This is a genomic window from Leisingera methylohalidivorans DSM 14336 (genome assembly GCF_000511355.1).
Taxonomy (GTDB): domain Bacteria; phylum Pseudomonadota; class Alphaproteobacteria; order Rhodobacterales; family Rhodobacteraceae; genus Leisingera; species Leisingera methylohalidivorans.
Map to the genome: position 1 here is coordinate 2543848 of NC_023135.1, position 17810 is coordinate 2561657.

The 17810-nt window shown below is 64.6% G+C and carries 20 protein-coding genes; 5 read left to right on the plus strand and 15 right to left on the minus strand.

Translation table 11 applies throughout. The features are described 5' to 3' along the window. Positions 1 to 193: 193 nt before the first annotated feature. From METH_RS12640 to METH_RS12660, 5 genes are all read right to left on the minus strand, one after another. Entirely contained in the window at positions 194 to 1243 is a 1050-nt protein-coding gene (locus tag METH_RS12640) for a GGDEF domain-containing protein (protein ID WP_024090865.1), read from the minus strand. Then, the gene (locus METH_RS12645) at positions 1240 to 1827 is read right to left on the minus strand and encodes a heme NO-binding domain-containing protein (RefSeq protein WP_024090866.1); all 588 of its coding nucleotides are present in this window, start codon (positions 1825 to 1827) and stop codon (positions 1240 to 1242) included. Before METH_RS12645 ends, METH_RS12640 begins: the two co-directional genes overlap by 4 nt. Before the next feature lie 429 nt (positions 1828 to 2256). Then, complete coding sequence (locus tag METH_RS12650; protein WP_024090867.1) at positions 2257 to 3816, minus strand: trimethylamine methyltransferase family protein; 1560 nt, start codon at positions 3814 to 3816, stop codon at positions 2257 to 2259. 239 nt (positions 3817 to 4055) lie between these two features. Further along, the gene (locus METH_RS12655) at positions 4056 to 4745 is read right to left on the minus strand and encodes an HAD family hydrolase (protein WP_024090868.1); all 690 of its coding nucleotides are present in this window, start codon (positions 4743 to 4745) and stop codon (positions 4056 to 4058) included. Between the two features lie 57 nt (positions 4746 to 4802). Further along, positions 4803 to 5087 (minus strand): DUF3572 domain-containing protein, encoded by a 285-nt coding sequence (locus METH_RS12660; RefSeq protein WP_024090869.1) that lies wholly within the window; start codon positions 5085 to 5087, stop codon positions 4803 to 4805. Positions 5088 to 5202: 115 nt separating this feature from the next. Here METH_RS12660 and METH_RS12665 point away from each other — a divergent pair, with 115 nt between their 5' ends. Then, a complete protein-coding gene (locus tag METH_RS12665) occupies positions 5203 to 6597 on the plus strand; it encodes a diguanylate cyclase domain-containing protein (protein ID WP_024090870.1) in 1395 nt (464 codons plus the stop codon). 218 nt (positions 6598 to 6815) lie between these two features. Here the strand turns inward: METH_RS12665 and METH_RS12670 are convergent, their stop codons facing one another. The 4 genes from METH_RS12670 to METH_RS12685 all read right to left on the minus strand — a co-directional run bounded on the left by METH_RS12670 (position 6816) and on the right by METH_RS12685 (position 8811). Continuing rightward, complete coding sequence (locus METH_RS12670) at positions 6816 to 7316, minus strand: periplasmic heavy metal sensor (protein ID WP_044008420.1); 501 nt, start codon at positions 7314 to 7316, stop codon at positions 6816 to 6818. Next, on the minus strand, positions 7313 to 7687 hold the full coding sequence (locus METH_RS12675) for a hypothetical protein (protein WP_024090872.1): 375 nt from the start codon (positions 7685 to 7687) through the stop codon (positions 7313 to 7315). Before METH_RS12675 ends, METH_RS12670 begins: the two co-directional genes overlap by 4 nt. Continuing rightward, on the minus strand, positions 7680 to 8261 hold the full coding sequence (locus METH_RS12680) for an RNA polymerase sigma factor (protein ID WP_024090873.1): 582 nt from the start codon (positions 8259 to 8261) through the stop codon (positions 7680 to 7682). Before METH_RS12680 ends, METH_RS12675 begins: the two co-directional genes overlap by 8 nt. Before the next feature lie 67 nt (positions 8262 to 8328). Further along, a complete protein-coding gene (locus METH_RS12685; RefSeq protein WP_024090874.1) occupies positions 8329 to 8811 on the minus strand; it encodes an EF-hand domain-containing protein in 483 nt (160 codons plus the stop codon). A 200-nt stretch (positions 8812 to 9011) separates the two neighbouring features. Between METH_RS12685 and METH_RS12690 the strand changes: the two genes are divergently transcribed. Together METH_RS12690 and METH_RS12695 are read left to right on the plus strand one after the other, a co-directional pair. Further along, entirely contained in the window at positions 9012 to 9434 is a 423-nt protein-coding gene (locus METH_RS12690) for a DUF983 domain-containing protein (protein ID WP_024090875.1), read from the plus strand. 4 nt (positions 9435 to 9438) lie between these two features. Next, positions 9439 to 10170 carry an NUDIX hydrolase gene (locus METH_RS12695; protein ID WP_024090876.1) on the plus strand — a complete coding sequence of 244 codons (732 nt, stop codon included), beginning with the start codon at positions 9439 to 9441 and terminating at the stop codon, positions 10168 to 10170. A gap of 93 nt (positions 10171 to 10263) precedes the next feature. Here the strand turns inward: METH_RS12695 and METH_RS12700 are convergent, their stop codons facing one another. From METH_RS12700 to METH_RS12710, 3 genes are read right to left on the minus strand one after another with little or no spacing between them, the layout of a single operon-like run. Beyond that, positions 10264 to 11166: an EamA family transporter gene (locus METH_RS12700; RefSeq protein WP_024090877.1), complete on the minus strand. Its 903-nt coding sequence runs from the start codon at positions 11164 to 11166 to the stop codon at positions 10264 to 10266. Positions 11167 to 11184: 18 nt separating this feature from the next. Further along, on the minus strand, positions 11185 to 12099 hold the full coding sequence (locus METH_RS12705) for a fatty acid desaturase (protein WP_024090878.1): 915 nt from the start codon (positions 12097 to 12099) through the stop codon (positions 11185 to 11187). Continuing rightward, positions 12092 to 12298: a DUF2061 domain-containing protein gene (locus METH_RS12710; RefSeq protein WP_024090879.1), complete on the minus strand. Its 207-nt coding sequence runs from the start codon at positions 12296 to 12298 to the stop codon at positions 12092 to 12094. Before METH_RS12710 ends, METH_RS12705 begins: the two co-directional genes overlap by 8 nt. Positions 12299 to 12412: 114 nt before the next feature. Between METH_RS12710 and METH_RS12715 the strand changes: the two genes are divergently transcribed. Further along, positions 12413 to 13276, plus strand: coding sequence for a helix-turn-helix domain-containing protein (locus tag METH_RS12715; protein WP_024090880.1), 864 nt, complete (start codon positions 12413 to 12415; stop codon positions 13274 to 13276). An 81-nt stretch (positions 13277 to 13357) separates the two neighbouring features. Here the strand turns inward: METH_RS12715 and METH_RS12720 are convergent, their stop codons facing one another. The 3 genes from METH_RS12720 to bcoG all read right to left on the minus strand — a co-directional run bounded on the left by METH_RS12720 (position 13358) and on the right by bcoG (position 16676). Then, entirely contained in the window at positions 13358 to 14116 is a 759-nt protein-coding gene (locus METH_RS12720; protein WP_024090881.1) for an SDR family oxidoreductase, read from the minus strand. Continuing rightward, on the minus strand, positions 14113 to 15585 hold the full coding sequence (locus METH_RS12725; protein WP_024090882.1) for a carnitine 3-dehydrogenase: 1473 nt from the start codon (positions 15583 to 15585) through the stop codon (positions 14113 to 14115). The genes METH_RS12720 and METH_RS12725 overlap by 4 nt, the downstream gene beginning before the upstream one ends. A gap of 173 nt (positions 15586 to 15758) precedes the next feature. Further along, complete coding sequence (bcoG, locus tag METH_RS12730; protein ID WP_024090883.1) at positions 15759 to 16676, minus strand: 3-dehydrocarnitine:acetyl-CoA trimethylamine transferase BcoG; 918 nt, start codon at positions 16674 to 16676, stop codon at positions 15759 to 15761. A gap of 133 nt (positions 16677 to 16809) precedes the next feature. On the opposite strand from bcoG, the gene METH_RS12735 reads away from it, so the two are divergent. Next, positions 16810 to 17793, plus strand: coding sequence for a GlxA family transcriptional regulator (locus METH_RS12735; RefSeq protein ID WP_024090884.1), 984 nt, complete (start codon positions 16810 to 16812; stop codon positions 17791 to 17793). Positions 17794 to 17810: the final 17 nt, after the last annotated feature.

Consider the following 17810-nt stretch of genomic DNA (forward strand, 5'->3'; position numbering starts at 1 on the left):
GCCCAATGCTTTGCCCAGGGGCAGTGGCATCGCAGTTCTCAGCGCAACACCAGCCATCGCGCGCGCCGATGTTGCAGATGGCGCGGTCGCGCGGCTGAAATCCAGGAAAACATGCGTTGCGCTGTCCCGGGGGCCAACGGCAGGTACGAACAGCCGCGGCACCGGCCGCAGCCAATCTACAAACCGGAATTCCTCAGGCGGCCGGATCCGGTGCCGCCGCTTGGCGCAATGCAGCCTCGCCGCTGCTGTTCAGGTCTTCTTTCTCCATGCCGGCGCGGTAGAAGAAGTGCTGCGCCCGTCCGGCGCGTTTGGCCGCATACAGCGCCAAATCCGCCTGGTTCAGCAATTGCTGAGCATCCGGAACTTTCTGCCAAGTGGACAGCGTTGTGCCGGCACTGGCGGAAATCCGGCAGGTCAGGGCGCCAAACGGAACCGGCTCCTCCAACCGCTGGATCAGCCGTTTGGCAATGGCGGCCAGCCTGGCGGTGTCCAGAACACCCTCGAGGATCAAAACAAATTCATCACCGCCGACACGGGCCACGGTATCGGACTGGCGGGTGCAATCCACCATGATCCGGGCCGCCTGCTGCAGCACCGCATCGCCGGCCGCGTGGCCCATCGTGTCATTGACCTGCTTGAAAAAGTCCAGGTCCAAATGCATCAGCGCAAACTCACGGCCGCTGTTGATCAGCCGGCCCAGCACATGATCCATCGCCCGGCGGTTCTTCAACCCGGTCAGCGTGTCGGTAAAAGCCTGTTCCTCGGCCGCGATCTTGGCTCCCTGCAACCGCGTGTTCAATTGGCGCGACGCTTCCATCGCGGCCGATTTTGCCTCCACCAGATAGAGCATTTCGATGGTCAGATCGGTTGGCGAAAAATCGGCGCTGGTCAGATCGTAATCGCGAACCGCCTCCAGCACGGAGATTCCGAAAGACAGGTTGACGAAGACGCCCTGGCCATCAGGCAGCGGTGTGCATACGCCTTTCAGGCCGGTTTGCGGCCCGTCCCGGAACTGCAGATGCAGCTTGCTTCCGGAAGTCTTCACCAGATCCTCCATTGACCGCACCGAACGCGGCCGCGACAGGTCGAACACCCGGAAGAACCGCCGCCCCTCCCAGTTCAGCTGCGGCCGCAGCTTTTTCAGCGTCGGCCCGGCAGAAATGATCCGCCCTGCAGGATCGGCAACCACGTACATCGGACAAATCACGCCTGCCATATTTTTCAGCTGCTCGAGAGTCATCATAAGGAATGCGCCCCCAGATCAAATTCACGCCCGGCGGCGAACTTGGTTTCGACAAGCGTGATCGAAATCACCTCTGCCCCGTCCTGTGTGCCGCTGTGGTCCAGGAACACAAGATCACCGTAATCATCCGCCATCGCCCGCAGAACCCCTATCAGAACATAGGCATAGCCGGGCAATCCAGGCTGGCAAACCAGCTCGAACTGTTCCGGCGCCTGTTCCAGAAGCTCCAGCCCCGGCAGGTGCAAATCCGACACCGCCAGCCGGGCCCGGTCCGGCAAATCATCCAGCGAATGCAAAAACTCAACATAATTCACCCCGCCAAAACGCAAAAGCCGCCGCAGCGCCTCCACTTGCGGATTGGACACCAGAAATGTGCCCATATCTTCCAGCATTTCCGGCAGCGGGCGTGCCAGAACTTTTTCCATCGCCGTCAGCATCTGGCTCGATTGCTCTTCAGAATAGAACAGCATCGCCTCAAACTCGGTAAATCCGAGCCCTGCCTCTTCCATAACCTCTTCCCAGCGGTCCGCTCCGTAGGTACTGGTCACAAAAGCCTGAATCGCCCTATTGATCAGACCGTGCATACAATGGCCCCTCTTTGCCTTTGGCACAGTTTTGACGCCTGCAGGTTAAGAAAGGACCAACAAAGCGAATTTGCGCGATGGCACGCGCGCGTTTCTTCTGTAACTTTCAACCCTTGCACGAACCCTGCACCCTCAACAGCAATAACCGGCCATATGCGCAGCGCGGCCATTGTCTGGTCACCAGCCCTGCGGCGGACCGCATCTGATGCCTAGTACATAATTGCACGCACCTGCACTACGGCGCTGATCCGTTCAGCACCGCTCCCTACTGGACCGGCTGGCGCCAAGAGGCAAGCCTGAGGCTCTGCATCCGCGCCATACCGGCAGTTTCCGACCTGCCGCCCGCACGCTGTGTTTGCCCCCTGCAGCCCGCGCAAAAAAAGCGGAGGGGCTGCCTCCGCTTTTCCTGCTGGTGAAGGGTCCGGCGGCTCAGAAGTCCGTCGGCGCCCCGCCCTCGGTCTTGCGGCGGGCAACGAATTCCGCCAGTTCGTCGCGAACCGCCGCATCCATCGGCGGCTCCTCGAAATCGGCAATAATCTCCTTGAACAGTTTGTGGGCGCGCTCGGCTGTCCAGGTCGCACCTGCCGCCTCCCAGGCCTCGTAGTTGCGCCAGTCACTCAGGAACGGCTGATAAAAGGCCTCGGAATAGCGGTCCTGGGTGTGCTGAATGCCGAAGAAATGGCCGTCATTGCCAACTTCCCTGATCGCATCCAGCGCAATCTCCTCGGGTCCGGTGGCCGTGATCTGCGGCTGCATGTAGCGCTCGATCTGCTGCAGGATCTCGCAATCCATGATGAACTTCTCGGGGCTGGCGATCAGTCCGCCCTCCAGCCAGCCGGCCGCGTGATAGACCATATTGGTGCCCGACTGCACTGCCGCCCAGAGTGAATTCGAGGTTTCCCAGACCGCCTGCCCGTCCGGCACGTTGGCGGCACAGACGCCCGAGGAGCGCATCGGCAAACCGTAGAACCGCGCCATCTGACCGGTCATCTGGGTCGAGCGCATGTATTCCGGCGTGCCAAATGCAGGTGCACCCGATTTCATGTCCACGTTCGAGGTGAAAGTGCCGATCACGCAGGGCGTTCCCGGGCGCACATATTGGAACAGTGCAATCGCACACAGGCTCTCGGCAATCGACTGGGCCACCGCGCCTGCCATGGTCACCGGCGCCATCGCCCCGGCCAGGGTGAAGGGCGACACCACGATGGCCTGGCCGCGCCGCGCCAGCCGCAGGCAGCCGTCGATCATCGGGAAATCGTGCTTCAGCGGCGAGGTGGAGTTGATGTTGGTGTACATATGCGGCTTGGCGTCAAACTCCTCATGGCTGAGCCCGCCGGCGATCCGCACCATCTCCATCACATCTTCGACCCGCTCCTTGCCCAGGGAGTAGGCATGCATCGCCTTGTCGGTCAGGGTCAGCTTGTCGTAAAGCACATCCAGATGCCGGATCGAGGCATGGATGTCCACCGGCTCTACCGGGTAACCGCCGGCAAAGTGGATGCAGTTGAAATACTGGGTCAGTTTCAGCAGGTTGCGGCACTGCTCGCGGTTGCCGGCCACTTTCTTATTCAGCTCCATGTCCCAGTAATTCGGCGGCGAAGACACGTTGCCGAACAGGATATGGTTGCCGCCCAGCGGGATTGCCCGGTCCGGGTTCCGGGGCGTGATCGAGAACTCGCGCGGGGCTTTGCCCACCATCTCCATCACAAAATCCCGGTCCATCCTGACCAGCTCGCCCTCGACCTTGACGCCGGCCTGTTTGAAGATCTCCAGCGCTTCCGGGTTCAGGAACACCACGCCGATCTCTTCCAGGATGCGCATGGCGCCCTCGTGGATCGCCTGTATTCCTTCCTCGCTCAACGGCTCGGTCGGCCGGTCGATGTTGACCGGGATCTGCCAGGGCATCTGCTCCAGCGCGGCACTGCCGCGCCGGGCCGCCGCGCCTGCCCTGCCTCCGCCCCGCCGCCTGCGCGCGCCTGTGTCTGCCATGCCGGTCTCCCCTAGATCCGAGTTTCCAAATTGCCGATAGCCACCCACTGTGCCAATCCAGGCCGCCTGAAACTGTCCAAACCCGACCATCGCTGTCGTTTTTGCAGTGCGTTCCGGCGGTTCAGGATATTTCTGTACACTTGTGCCCAGTATGCCGCGGAAAAAACCGGCGCACAAGACTGCACGCCGGCCGAAACGGGTGCCCCGTTTCAAGACGCGGGAATCAGCAGGCGGTCAGCTCAGCGGTCCATCCAGGCCGGGATATGGCCGATATCGGGCAGCACAATATCCGCATGCGGCGTCAGCTCATCGCGCAGGGCCAGGCCGGTCAGCACGCCGATCCGCAGCATTCCCGCAGCTGCACCCGCTTCCAGATCATGGCGGCTGTCGCCCACCATTGCCGTCCGGCCGGGAGCGACGCCCGCAGCCTTGCAAAAGGCCAGCAGCGGATCCGGCGCCGGTTTGGCCCCATGGCCGCTGTCGCATCCCGCGACAAAGGCAAAGCGGTCCAGCACCCCCGCCCGCTCCAGCTGGCTCCTGGCAGAGTTTTCCGCGTCATTGGTCATCACCCCCAGCACCTTGCCGCGCGCCAGCAGGCTGTCGAGAAACGCCGCCAGCGGCACCGCCGGCGCCAGCTCCGCCTCCGCCGCGCTCAGCGCCAGGAACACCAGCAGTTCTTCGACGCCCATATCCGCCACAAATGGCGCCAGCACCTCCGCCACCTCATCGTTGGAGCCGGCAATCACCAGACTGTCGGGGTTGAACGCCTGCCGCTCCAGATCATAGCTGATCACCTCAGCCATTGCCTCCAGCACCGCCCGGTCGCCCTTAGCAAGCGTTTCAAGCACCCGCGCCGCCCAGCCGTTCCAGGTGGCGGCAAAGTCGAACAAGGTTCCGTCTTTGTCGAACAGAAATGCATCAACAGGCATGGCGGGTCCTTTTTCCGCTGGAGTCGGGCTGGACCCTAGGCACAGGGCCCGCCGATCTCAAGTCCAGTTCACCTGCGCACCGCCCGGAAGCGACATCCGCGCCTGCAGCGGCGCCTCGTAGGCCAGCCCCTCGCCATCGCAGAACTGCATCACCCAATTATCGTCCATCGTTAAGAAATCGAGCACCGAGCCGAGAAACTCCGGCTCGGACGCCCGCGCCCGCAGATCCGCCTCGCTGGCCCCGGTTGCCCCCAGAAACACCGGCAGCAACTCATCATTTCCAGCCAGCCAGGCCAAAGCCTTCAGCGCCAGGGTCTCTGCTTTATCAGCGGAAATCCGCATGTTCTCCACACTCCTGCCGCATTGCGGCCAATTTAGTAAAAATCCGAAAGGGTTTCTTAACCAGTCTCAGCAAAACTCCAAGGCATAGGATTTGCAAGGGGCGAAAGGATACCGCGTGCAAGGCACTATCCTGGTCATCGACGGCGTCTCCACCAACCGCATCATGCTGAAGGTGCAGCTGGCGGCAGCCTATTATGATGTGGTCCAGGCCGGCAGCGTCGCTGAAGTGCTGCAGGCCGCCCGCCGGCACCGCCCCGACCTGGTGCTTTGCGCGATGTCGCTGCCCGATGGCTCCGCCGCGGATGTGAAACGCGAATTGGCCGGGGATGAGGCCCTGGGCGATCTGCCGGTTATCGCCGTCTCCGACTGGGAGGGCTCCAAAGCCCGGCTGGCCGCGCTGGCCGCAGGCATCGACGACGTGCTGCAGCAGCCGGTGGATGACGTGATCCTGCAGGCCCGCATCCGCAGCCTGCTGCGCGCCCGCAGCAGCACCGAGGAGCTCAACCTGCAGCGCGATGCCTCGCACGGCTTCATCCTACCGCTCAGCGACCGCGCCTGCGCCGAGGATCTGCGCGATGCCTCCGTCGCCGTGGTGGCGCAGGACCCCCGCACCGCTATGGCCTGGCGCGACCGTCTTGCCGGCCGCCTGCCCTATGCGCTGCGCACCCATTCCATCAGCGATATCCAGGGGCTGATGCAGGCTCCGGTGGCCGATGCCATCATCATCGAGCTGACCGAGGCTTCGGCCGGCCCCGGCCTGCGGCTGCTCGCCGATCTGCGCGCCCGCGCCGCCACCCGCCAATCGGTCGTGATCGCGGTGCCCAACCCCGCAGATCCCCATATCGCCGCCGAAGCGCTGGACCGCGGCGCCCATGACGTCTTGCAGTCCGGTTTCGATGTCGAGGAGCTGGAGCTGCGCCTGGCCGCCCAGCTGCAGCAGAAAATCCGCAAGGTCCGGTTGCGCGACAGCGTCCGCAACGGGTTGCGCGCCGCCGTTCTGGACCCGATGACCGGGCTCTATAACCGCCGCTATGCCAAACCCTTTCTGGACCGGGCCGCTCATTCTGCCGCCGCCAACGGCGAGAAATTCGCCGTCATGCTGGCCGACCTCGACCACTTCAAGCGGATCAACGACCTCTACGGCCACCCGGCAGGCGACGCCGTGCTGATCGAGGCCGCGCGCCGGATGCAAGCAGTGCTCCGCCCGGCAGACCTTCTGGCCCGCGTCGGCGGCGAGGAATTCATGGCGGTTCTGCCCGGCGCCACCGAGGCCGAGGCAGGCCTGGCCGCCATCGCCCTGTGCAACGCGATCAACAGCGCCCCGTTCGAAGTGCCCGGCGCCGCCGAACCGGTCAAGATCACCATCAGCATCGGCGCGGTCATGGGCGGCGGCGGCAATGCCGACAACACCGCGAGCCTGGTCGAAAAAGCGGACCAGGCGCTTTACAGTGCCAAGGACGCGGGCCGCAACCAGGTGATCCTGCCGCGAGAATGCACTCAGGCCGCGTGACCGGCGGCGCTCAGCTCTCTGCCAACTGCTGAGCTGATCGCCTGCATCACGCCAAGTTCCTGCAGCCCGCAGGGCACACGGGGATCGATAGCAGTGAAAGTTACTCCCCCCTAGTGCTGTCTCCAGCAAGAGAGGGGCCCCAATGCATGTCTCCAGCCGGAACATGGCATAGCAAGGGTGCCGGATAGTCCCGAACTGCCAGCCTTGCTCAGCGCCCGCTACTCCGAATTGCGCCGCCGGTGCCAACTCTCATCCCGCCGCTCCATTCGCTGTTCCATCCGGTCCGCGAAAGAGGCGCGCTCTTCCGCTGTCATCGCCGCGACCTTGCGCACCCAGGCTTCCTGCACCTTGGTGTGGAAAGCATGGCGCGCCTCGGCCTGGCCGCGCAGCATTGCCTGCAGGGCGTCTGCATCGAATGCGCCGCTGCGCAGGGCCGCGATCACTGCCGCGTCCTCGGCATGGCGGCGCTTGAAAAAGCTGCCATAATCGCCGCCCGCCTCCAGCCGCAGGGCCTGTCGGGTGTCACGGTCCAGCTCGCGGAAGATCATCGCCCCGACCGTCGGCGGCCGCTGCCAGTGCCTGTCCTTGCCGCTGAACCGCCAGGCTGCCCCTGCCGCAATACCGATCACCGCCAGGTTCAGCGCCAGCGACGCCGCCAGCAGCAGTTTCAGCCACAGCTTCATTCCGGGTTTGCCCCCGGTGTTCAATGCAGCGCTCATTGCAGGTCCCCGCTTAGCATCATCGCCATGTCATAGGTGTCATCGGGCAGCGCTGTGCTGCTGTCCTCATAACCGGCCAGCGCCACCGGATCCGGCACAAAGGACGGCGGCGCCATCCCGATCCACAATCCTGCTGCGCTGGCTGCCGCAAGCCCGCCGATGGCCGGCCAGCCGCCGATCGCCTCGACCAGCTGCCGCCACAACGGCTGCCGGGCCGCCCGCGCCGGCGCCGCCGCCGGAAAGCCGGCCTGCGTCCGCGCAGCATCCGCCAGGATGGCCGCATTCAGATGATCCGGCACCGCAGGCGGTTCGCGACGCGCCGCGGCGAACAGATCGTCCAGCTCTTGCAATGCTTTATCCGTGTCAGCCATCACTATATCCCAACTCTTCGCGCCGCCCGGCCAAAGCCGCGGCCAGCGCCCGTTTGCCCCGGGCGGTCAGACTTTCCACCGCCTCGACGCTGATGTCCATGATCCCGGCGATCTCCGGGTTGGACAGTTCCTCCAGATGCCGCAGCACCACCGCCTGCCGCTGGCGTTCCGGCAATTGCATCAGAGCCGCCTGCAGCGCATCCTGCCGCGCCCCCTCCTGCAGCGCCTCGGCCGCCGAGCGGGCCGGATCCGGTGGTTCCGGCACCGAATCCAGATCCACATGCCCGCCGCGGGCGCGCCGCTTGCGGTCGATGCACAGATTCATCGCCACCCGGTACAGCCAAGTGGAGACCTGCGCCTCTCCCGGCCGCCATTCCGGCGCCATCTTCCACAGCCGCAGCATCGCCTCCTGGGTCACATCCTCGGCCTCGGCCCGGATCCCCATCACCCGTATCGCAACCCTGAAGACCCGCGGGCTCAGCCGCGCGGTCAGCTGCGCCGCCGCGCGCCCGTCGCCATTGGCATAAAGCACCAGAAGCGCATCGTCGGAGACCTCCTCCGCCGTGGCACTCATGGCTGCCGGACCCGCATCAGGGGCCCGGCGCCGGGATATTTCCGCCTTGTGCAGCACGTCTCAGCGATCAGTTCTGCTCCGTGTTGTTCCCATTGCTGTCTCCGTGGCCGGGACGGTGCTTGCCGCCGTGGCGCATCCGGGCTTCGTCAAATTCCTGCTTCGAGATCCCGCCGCTGCCATCGGCATCCATCCGGTCAAACATCCTGCCCGCCCGGCGCGGCTCTGGCAGCTCATCCTTACTCAACGCGCCATCGCCGTCCTTGTCAAAGCGTTCCAGCATCCGGGCGGCCCGCTTATTTGCCTGCGCCTGCGCATGCGCCTGCATTTCCTCCAGCGTCAGCACGCCGTTACCGTCGGTGTCCGCCTTGCCAAAGCGGGCTTCCTTCAAGGCCTGGATTTCCGCCTTGGTGACCTCGCCATTGCCGTCGGCGTCGATTTCTTCAAAGGACATCTTCGGCCCATGGTGACCATCGCCCTTCGCCAGGGCCGCGCCACCTGCGGCCAATCCTGCAGCGGCAACAATCGCGGCGATAAACGTGACGTGTTTCATATCGTCTTTCCTTTGTCCTGCGGCAGCCTCTTGCTGCCCGATGCATAGGAAAAACGCAGCCGCCCGGCAGATCCGTCGCGAAATTCTCAAATTAATTCTCTACCCCGCACGTTGCGGCAAACCGGCGCAATACCGGGCCTTTCCCCTTTCGCCGCAACCGCGAAGCGCGCAAAGATATACCCAGCACACAGGATAGTTTCATGACCGAGTCTTCAGCTGCGATGGCGCCCGACGCAGACACTGACCGCCCCACAATGCCGGCCCTGGCCAAGGGCTGGCGCTGCAAATGCCCCGAGTGCGGCCAGGGCAAACTGCTGCATTCCTATCTCAAGGTGAACACCAGCTGCAGCTACTGCGGCCTGAACCTGACACATGCGCGCGCCGACGACGGACCCGCATACCTCACGATCCTGATCGTCGGCCACATCATGGCGCCCTTGATGCATGTGGTCTATTTCTCCTGGCGGCCTGAACCGCTGGTGATGTTCTCGTTTTTCACGATTGGCTGCATCGCCTCTTCCTTGTATCTGCTGCCGCGGATGAAGGGGATTGTCATTGCCTATCAATGGGCGCGGCGGATGCACGGGTTCGACAAGGAAACCCCAGCGGTAAAAGGGCAGTAAAGGCATGAGCGACACATATCTCAGCGGTGAAACCACCATCGACAAAACCGCAATCCGCAATGCGGCGACCGTTATCGCCATGCGCGGCCGGATGGCGGAGGACCCGCAGGTTCTGATGGGCCAGCGCGGCGCCAAGGCCGCTTTCATGCCGAACAAATTTGTGTTTCCCGGCGGTGCCGTCGATCTGGCGGACGCAGAAATCCCGCTTGCCGCGCCGCTTTCCCCTCTCTGCCAGGAGCGTCTGCACGACAAGGCGCCCGCAGGGGTGCATCACGCCCTCAGCGTCGCCGCGGTGCGCGAGCTGTGGGAGGAAACCGGCCTGATCCTGGGGGAACCCGGCGCCTGGCACGGAGAGGTCCCGGAAGACTGGCAGGGATTTGCCGCCACCGGCCACGTCCCCTCTGCCCGCGGCATGCAGTTCGTGTTCCGCGCCCTGACCCCGCCGGGCCGCCCGCGCCGGTTTGATGCGCGCTTTTTCCTGATCGACGCCGACCAGATCACCGGCGACCTGGATGACTTCTCCCGCGCCGCGGATGAGTTGTCGCATCTGCAATGGATCCCGCTCAGCCAGGTGCGCAGCTTTGATCTGCCGTTCATTACCGAGGTGGTGCTGGCCGAAGTCACCGCCCGCGTCCGGGACGCCGAGCCGCCGCAAAGCGTGCCCTATTTCCATAACAATGACGAGGCCAGCCTGTTCCTGCGCCTGAAGGGTTATCCGATGCCCGCGAACGGGTAACGTTACCCTGCGCGCAAGACGTCCCGGAAAGCACCTGATTTCCGGGACGGGATTATCGCATAAGGCCGGTGCCCTTGCCGCAGGCGGACCCGCTTACAGCGCCAGCACCAGCGCCAGGATTGACAGAACCAGCAGCCCCATGCCCGTCAGTTCGCGGGCCGTTACCTTTTCCTTAAAGAACAGCACCGAGGCCAGCAGCGACAACAGCAGCTCCACCTGCCCCACAGCCTTGACATAGGCGGCATTCTGCAGCGTGAAGGCCCAGAACCAGCAGAACGAGCCGCCCATGCTGGTCAGCCCCACCCAGACCGCGACCCGGCGCGCGGCCCAGACCCGGGCGATTTCGCCCCTGTCCCGCAGTCCCAGCCAGACAAGCATGAACAGCGTCTGCAAGCAGACCACCGCCGCCAGCGTCACCCCGGCGCGAAAGGCCGCCTCCAAATCACCCAGCTGCAAGGCGGCCCCGCGGTAGCTGACGGCGGAAAAGGCAAACAGAACCCCCGACCCCAGTCCCAGCTGCGACGCCCGGTTGGTCAGATGCCGCCACCAGCCCCCCTGCGCGTCCGGTGTCTTGGACAGCACCAGCACCGCCGTCAGCCCGATCAGGATCGCCACCCAGCCGCCAAGGCTGACCGGGTCGCCCAGAACTGCCAGGCCGACGATGGCAGTCTGAATGACTTCGGTTTTCTTGAAGGTGATGCCAACCGCAAAATTGCGCTGCTTGAACAGGGCCACCACGCAGACGGTGGCCAGGATCTGCGCGGTGCCGCCAATGGCGGCGAACATCCAGAACGCCGGCCCCAGCGCTGGCAGCGGCCGGCCGGAGACCGCCAGATAGGCCGCCAGCCCCGCCAGGATAAACGGCGCGGAATAGAAAAACCGGGCGAAGGTGGCCCCGCCCGGCGACAGCGTCACGTTGCTCAGCGTCTTCTGCAGCATGAACCGCACAGTCTGAAAGGAGGCAGCGGCAATTGATACGGGGATCCAGGCGAACATGCTGCCGCTTATGCGCGCTTATTTCTCCTGCTGCCAGAGCGGATGCGGGACCGGGTCCTTGGCGCGCAGCAGATAGTTGCGGAGAATCTGCAGGTAGTTGCGGTAGACATAGCCGCCGTTGGCCTGCAGGAACTCCGCCCGGCGCGTCTGATACAGCCGCGGCAGCGCATGCCAGGGAACGCCCGGATGCCTGTGATGCACCGCATGAAGGTTGTTGTTCAGGAATAGAAAAGCCAGCAGCCCTCTGTCCTCGATCACCACCGAGCGGCCCTGGGCGGTTTCATGCGCCCGATGCTCCAGAAAGGTGCGGATCTTCAAGAGCCCAAGCCCCGAATAGGCGCCCAGCACCGCCGCCCACAGCGGCGCCGGCGACTGCAGCACCACCCAGATCACCGGCACCAGGCCCAGAACATGCAGGATCCAGTCGCGGGCAATCCCCGGTTCGCCCCTGCGCGCCAGCCGCCAGTCGCCCGCCATGAAGCAGACCTGCCCCATCAGCGGCCCCAGCACCACCCGGCCCAGCAATGTATTGTTCACCCGCAGCAGGCCCTTGCGCCAGCCCGGCAGCTTGGCCCAGACCGCCGGATCCTGAAAATTGCTCTCCGGATCGTCATATGGATCTGTCAGCAGCTCATCCTCATGATGCGCCAGATGGGTGTCGCGGAACCGGCCATAGGGGATCGCCATACTCAAGGGAAAGAACAGCAGTGCCTCGTTCTGCCAGCGGCTGCGGAACGGGTGGCCGTGCAGTGCCTCATGGGTCAGCGAGGAATGCAGCGCCGCCATCAGGCCCAGTGCCGGCACGGTCAAGGCCAGACTGACCGATGGCAGCAGCCACAGTGCTGCCAGCCAGCCGCCGTGGCAGGCCAGAATCAGCGCCAGCGTGCTCCACTCAACACCGCGCGGCATGTAGTCGTTGCGTCCTTCAGACATGGAATCGCCCCCACTGGACTTTCGACCAGACGCGTTCGTAGATCAGGTAGACGGTGAAACCAATGCCCGTATTGACCAGTGCCATCATCCCGCCGGTCTTGGCAGACCCGGTGGCGATCAGCCCCACCAGCGTCATCGTCGCCAGCCCAAGAATGTTCCAAATCACCGCCTTCACGATTGAACGCCTGTGCGTTTCCATTCTGCCTCCTGCTATTTCTTGATAAGCGCTTGCTTCCAAACTATCCCGTTCTGCACCTGTGCAGAATTCCGAATGCAGTTAACAAAATTCAGCGGATGTGATATTTTCAAACATATGATAGAAAATATCGACAAACGGGTGCGAGCCGCACAGTTCCGGCAAAGGCTGAACCGGGCGCTGCGCGACAGCGGCCTCAGCCAAAGCGCCCTGGCCCGCGCCGTCGGCGTCGACCGTTCCACCATCTCTCAGCTCTTGACGGATGAGGGTGCGCGATTGCCGAACGCCCATGTGGTCGGCGCCTGCGCCGGTGCCCTGGGGGTTTCCGCCGACTGGCTCCTCAGCCTCTCCGACCGGCCCGAAAGCGCGGCGGAGCTGCTGGCCTCCAGCCTGTCGCTGACCGAGGCACCGCGGGCGCTGGTGGATGAGCGGATTTTCGAATGGCATCAGGAGGCGCTTGGCTACAAGATCCGCCACGTGCCTGCCGCCCTGCCCGACATGCTGAAAACCCGCGCCCTGCTGGAATGGGAATACTCCCCCCACCTGGGCCGCACCGCCGGCCAGGCCATCGGCGCGTCCGAGGACCGGCTCACCTGGATGCGCCAGTCGCCCTCGGACTATGAAATCGCCATGCCGCTGTATGAGCTCGACAGCTTCGCGCATGGTGTGGGATATTACGAAGGCCTGCCGCTGGAGGTCAGGCTGGAACAGCTCACCCAGTTCGAACGCCTTTGCGAGCAGCTTTACCCCCGGCTGCGGATCTATCTGTTTGATGCCAAACGGCTCTACTCCGCACCGCTCACTCTTTTCGGCCCGCTTCTCTGCGTGTTCTACGCCGGCACGCATTATCTGGCCTTCCGCGACAAGGAGCGGATCGCGACCTTCACCAGCCATTTCGACAATCTGGTGCGCGAGGCGGATCTCACCGCGCGGCAGCTGCCAGGGCGGCTCAGGGCGCTGAGGGCAGCGATCAGCAGTTAGGGCTGTTTCGCCCGGCCAGACAGGTTCCGCCCTCAACGCATTGTCATGCAGAGCGGGCGCTTCCGCCCACCGCCCCCGGCGTCACACTTTCGGATCCGGGTTCACCGTGTGCCCGTCCACCGCGATCACCTGACCCGACACCAGCCGTGCCGCATCCGAGCCGAGGAACACCGCCATATTGGCAATGTCACGGGCCTCGACAAAGCTGCCCATCGAGGTGCCCGCGGCATAGCCCGCGTAAACCTCGTCCCGGGTCATCCCCTTGGCCGCCGCCTCGCGCGCCAGCACGCCCTCCATCCGCGGCCCCTCCACCGCGCCGGGGCAGATCGCATTGGCGCGGATGCCAAAGGGGCCAAGCTCCATCGCCAGCGTCTTCATCAGCCCGATGACAGCCCATTTCGCCGAACAATAGGGCGCCCGGTTCGGATAGCCGTACTGCCCCGCGGTCGAAGACGTCACGACAATCGACCCGGCCTTGGCGGCCTTCATCATCGGCGCGGCATGTTTCGCCGCCAGAAAGCAGCCCTCCAGGTTGACGCTGACGCATTTGCGCCAGTCCTCCAGCGCGATGTCTTCGATCAGCGCGGTCGGCCCGGCGACGCCCGCATTGGCGCAAAGCACATCCAGCCCGCCCCAGTCCCCGGCGATCTCGGCAAACAGCGCCTTGACCCCGGCCTCGTCGGTGGCATCCACCGCCGTTGTCCGCCAGCCAGCCGGCACATCCGCCAGCGCCACCGCGCTCACATCCGTGACCCAGACCTGATGCCCGGCAGCGGCAAAGCCCTCGGCCATCGCCCGGCCGATGCCGGACCCGCCGGCAGTGATCAGAACCCGGCTCATCGCGGAGCCCCGATCGCACGTCCCAGTCCCTCAGGCGCCGGCAGCGCGGAATGCGCCTCGGCCAGCTTCAGAAGATTGGCCTCGATATGCGGCGCAGGCGGCGCCGAGCGGCGGGTCGCAAGATCCACATGCAGCAGCATATGCTCCCCTGTCGCCAGCAGCCGTTCACCGGAATACATCTCGTGCCACAGATGCATCTTCTTGCCCGCACCCATGATCACCCGCGTCCGCACCTGGATCGGGTCGCCCGCATGCACCTCGTCAATATGGCGGATATGGGTTTCGGCGGTGAAGTAGCTGCCGCCGTTTGCGATATACTCCGCATCGCAGCCGATGATCATCATCAACCGGTCTGTGGACTGGGCAAAGGCATCCAGATACCGGCTCTCGGTCATGTGGCCGTTGTAGTCGGTCCAGTCCAGCGGCACGGTGCGGCATTGGGTCAGCACCGGCTGGCTCAGGTCCGCCAGATCCGCGACCGAGCGCACCAGCCCGGCCTCGCCCTCGCGGCCCTTATCATGAGCATTCTGCAGCGCACCCGCGCCCCAGTCATTGTTGCCCAGCGCCCGCATCATGCCGACCAGGTTGTCATCCCGGATCTGCTCCATTTTGCGGATCGGCAAATGGCCGGACTGGGCATCCGACTGGCCTGCGATCAGGTCGACCAGCTCATCATTGAACTCCGGCACATCCATCAGCTTGGTCCAAGGCCAAGACAGACAAGGCCCGAACTGCGCCATGAAATGCTTCATGCCCGCTTCGCCGCCCGCCACCCGGTAGGTGTCGAACAGCCCCATCTGCGCCCAGCGGATGCCAAAGCCGTAGCGGATGGCGTTGTCGATCTCCTCGGTGGTGGCGATGCCGTCCCTGACCAGCCACAGCGCCTCGCGCCAGACCGCTTCCAGGAAACGGTCCGCCACATGCGCGTCGATCTCTTTCTTCAGATGCAGCGGATACATGCCCAGGCCCGAGATGATCTCCCTGGCCCGCTCAATCACGCCGGCCGGGTTGGCCGCCGTCGTGACCAGTTCCACCAGCGGCAGCAGATAGACCGGGTTGAACGGATGCGTCACCACGATCTGCCCCGGCGCCTCGCGCCCCTCCTGCAGCTGCGACGGCTTGAAGCCGCTGGTGGACGAACCGATCACCGCATCGGGCGCGCAATGGGCCTGCAGCTCGCCGTAAACCTTCTGCTTCAGGTCCAGCCGCTCCGGCACGCTCTCCTGAATCCATTCGGCATCCTTCACGGCCCCGGCAATGGTGTCATGGTACGACAACTGCCCCTCTGCGGGCAGCGCCACATTGCCCAGACCGGGCAGCGAGCGCCGCGCATTATACAGCACTTCGCTGATCTTGCGTTCGGCTTCCGGGTCCGGGTCGAACACCCGCACGTTCCAGCCATTAAGCAGGAACCGCGCGGCCCAGCCGCCGCCAATAACCCCGCCGCCGATGATTGCTGCTGTTTTCATGGTTTTACCTCTCGGGAAATCTCCTGGCCCGTGCTCTAGCACGGGCCGCGCCCGACCCTCCCCCACGGGGAGGGCGCTTTCGCCCCCGCCCCGAGGGCCGGTCGCGGCCCTCTGTTGTTCTTGCCGGTGCGCAGGGGGTGTACAGACGGTGCGCACATGCCCCTTGCCCCTGCTTACTTCGCCGCTGGCGCGCGCTTTGTCAGACCCAGCTTCTCGCGCACTTCTGCCGGTCCGATCAGCTTGCCGCCCATGTTCTCGATGATAGCGCCGGCACGCTCCACCAGCTGCCAGTTTTCAGCCAGCTGGCCCTTGCCCAGCCACAGGTTGTCTTCCAGCCCGACCCGCACATTGCCGCCCGCCAGAACAGACGCCGCCACATAGGCCATCTGATCCCGGCCCAGCGAGAACGCCGACCAGTTCCAGTCTGAGGGCACATTGTTGACCATCGCCATGAAGGTATTCAGATCGTTCGGCGCCCCCCACGGCACCCCCATGCACAGCTGCACCAGGGCGGGGCTGTCCAGCACCCCTTCCTTCACCAGTTCCTTGGCAAACCACAGGTGGCCCGTGTCAAAGGCCTCGATCTCGGGTTTCACGCCCAGATCGGTCATCATCTGCCCCATCGCCCGCAGCATCCCCGGCGTGTTGGTCATCACGTAATCGGCCTCGGCAAAGTTCATGGTGCCGCAGTCCAGAGTGCAGATTTCCGGCAGGCATTCCGCCACATGCGCCATCCGCTCGGTCGCACCGACCATATCGGTGCCCGCCGGGTTCACCGGCAGCGGGTTTTCGGTATCGCCGAACACCATGTCGCCGCCCATACCGGCGGTCAGGTTCAGCACCACATCGACCTCGGCGTCGCGAATCCGGTCGGTGACTTCACGGTACAGCGCCAGATCGCGGCTCGGCACGCCGGTATCCGGATCGCGCACATGGCAATGCACTACCGCGGCGCCGGCCTTGGCCGCGGCAATGGCGCTATCGGCGATTTCCTTGGGCGAACGCGGCACATGCGGGCTGCGGTCCTGGGTGCCCCCGGAGCCGGTCACGGCACAGGTGATGAAGACGTCCCGGTTCATTTCCAGAGGCATTTTTATTTTCCCTACAATGTACAGGGTTTTGCCTCGGGTTATCCCCAGGCTCTTCCCCAGATTCTGATTTGCTCTGACAGCGACTCTGCCGCAGCCTTTTGCAACACAGTTTACACCAGGCGAATCGAAGTTGATGAAATCCGCAAAAAACATCCTGCAGCCCGAGCACCAGCCGCTGAAAACCGCGGTGCTGGTGCTGGATGAATGCAACACCCTGTCCTTTGCGGCTGCGGTGGATCCGATGCGCGCCGCCAACCGGCTGGCCGGGCGGGCGGCCTTCGACTGGGATTACGTCAGCGCCACGCAGGAGCCGCCGATGCTGACCAGCGGCCTCACCGTGCCCAGCGTTCCGCTGGCCCGGCTGCAGGGCTGCGAGCTGCTGATCGTCGCGGCCGGCTTCCAGCTGGCACGCCACGCCACCCCAAGCCTGCTGGCAGGCCTGCGCCGCATCGCCGCCACCGGCGCCACCATTGCAGGCATCGACGGCGGCCCCTGGCTGATGGCCGAAGCCGGGCTGCTGGACGGCCATCCGGCAACCAACCACTGGGAGGATCTGGAAAACTTCGCCAGCCGCTTCCCCGAAGTTGACGTGCGCAATGACCGTTTCACCGTGTCCGACGGCCGCCTGACCTCCGGCGGCGCCACCCCGGCGATTGAAATGATGCTGCACATCATCAGCGCCCGCCACGGCGCCGGCTTTGCCGCCCGCGTCGCCGGGCTGTTCCTTTATGACGGCCCCGCCGCCGAACCGCGCCCGCAAAGCCGCCTGGGCGGGCACAAGCACAATGCGCTCACGGCCAAGGCCAACGCCCTGATGGAGGCCGCGCTGGACGAGCCGTTGCCGCTCAGCGCCATCGCCGAGACCCTCGGCACCAGCCCGCGCAGCCTGCAGCAGCAGTTCCGCCTGCGGCTCAACACCACGCCGCAGGACCACTACCTGCAGCTGCGTCTGGCCGAAGCCCGCCGTCTGGTGACCGACACCGACCTGCCGCTGATGGAGGTTGCGATTGCCACCGGCTTCACCTCGCAATCCAGCTTCGCCCGCGCCTTCCGCACCGCGCACGGCACCTCTGCCCGCGACCTGCGCCAGGAACAGGCGCGGCCCACCGCGCATTAACTGGCCGCTGAATTCGT

Bases quoted from the DNA above. Each gene is read 5' to 3' on its own strand.
- METH_RS12640 (WP_024090865.1), bottom strand. From the start codon at position 1,243: ATGATGACTCTCGAGCAGCTGAAAAATATGGCAGGCGTGATTTGTCCG.
- METH_RS12645 (WP_024090866.1), bottom strand. From the start codon at position 1,827: ATGCACGGTCTGATCAATAGGGCGATTCAGGCTTTTGTGACCAGTACC.
- METH_RS12650 (WP_024090867.1), bottom strand. From the start codon at position 3,816: ATGGCAGACACAGGCGCGCGCAGGCGGCGGGGCGGAGGCAGGGCAGGC.
- METH_RS12655 (WP_024090868.1), bottom strand. From the start codon at position 4,745: ATGCCTGTTGATGCATTTCTGTTCGACAAAGACGGAACCTTGTTCGAC.
- METH_RS12660 (WP_024090869.1), bottom strand. From the start codon at position 5,087: ATGCGGATTTCCGCTGATAAAGCAGAGACCCTGGCGCTGAAGGCTTTG.
- METH_RS12670 (WP_044008420.1), bottom strand. From the start codon at position 7,316: ATGAGCGCTGCATTGAACACCGGGGGCAAACCCGGAATGAAGCTGTGG.
- METH_RS12675 (WP_024090872.1), bottom strand. From the start codon at position 7,687: ATGGCTGACACGGATAAAGCATTGCAAGAGCTGGACGATCTGTTCGCC.
- METH_RS12680 (WP_024090873.1), bottom strand. From the start codon at position 8,261: ATGAGTGCCACGGCGGAGGAGGTCTCCGACGATGCGCTTCTGGTGCTT.
- METH_RS12685 (WP_024090874.1), bottom strand. From the start codon at position 8,811: ATGAAACACGTCACGTTTATCGCCGCGATTGTTGCCGCTGCAGGATTG.
- METH_RS12690 (WP_024090875.1), top strand. From the start codon at position 9,012: ATGACCGAGTCTTCAGCTGCGATGGCGCCCGACGCAGACACTGACCGC.
- METH_RS12695 (WP_024090876.1), top strand. From the start codon at position 9,439: ATGAGCGACACATATCTCAGCGGTGAAACCACCATCGACAAAACCGCA.
- METH_RS12700 (WP_024090877.1), bottom strand. From the start codon at position 11,166: ATGTTCGCCTGGATCCCCGTATCAATTGCCGCTGCCTCCTTTCAGACT.
- METH_RS12705 (WP_024090878.1), bottom strand. From the start codon at position 12,099: ATGTCTGAAGGACGCAACGACTACATGCCGCGCGGTGTTGAGTGGAGC.
- METH_RS12710 (WP_024090879.1), bottom strand. From the start codon at position 12,298: ATGGAAACGCACAGGCGTTCAATCGTGAAGGCGGTGATTTGGAACATT.
- METH_RS12715 (WP_024090880.1), top strand. From the start codon at position 12,413: ATGATAGAAAATATCGACAAACGGGTGCGAGCCGCACAGTTCCGGCAA.
- METH_RS12720 (WP_024090881.1), bottom strand. From the start codon at position 14,116: ATGAGCCGGGTTCTGATCACTGCCGGCGGGTCCGGCATCGGCCGGGCG.
- METH_RS12725 (WP_024090882.1), bottom strand. From the start codon at position 15,585: ATGAAAACAGCAGCAATCATCGGCGGCGGGGTTATTGGCGGCGGCTGG.
- bcoG (WP_024090883.1), bottom strand. From the start codon at position 16,676: ATGCCTCTGGAAATGAACCGGGACGTCTTCATCACCTGTGCCGTGACC.
- METH_RS12735 (WP_024090884.1), top strand. From the start codon at position 16,810: ATGAAATCCGCAAAAAACATCCTGCAGCCCGAGCACCAGCCGCTGAAA.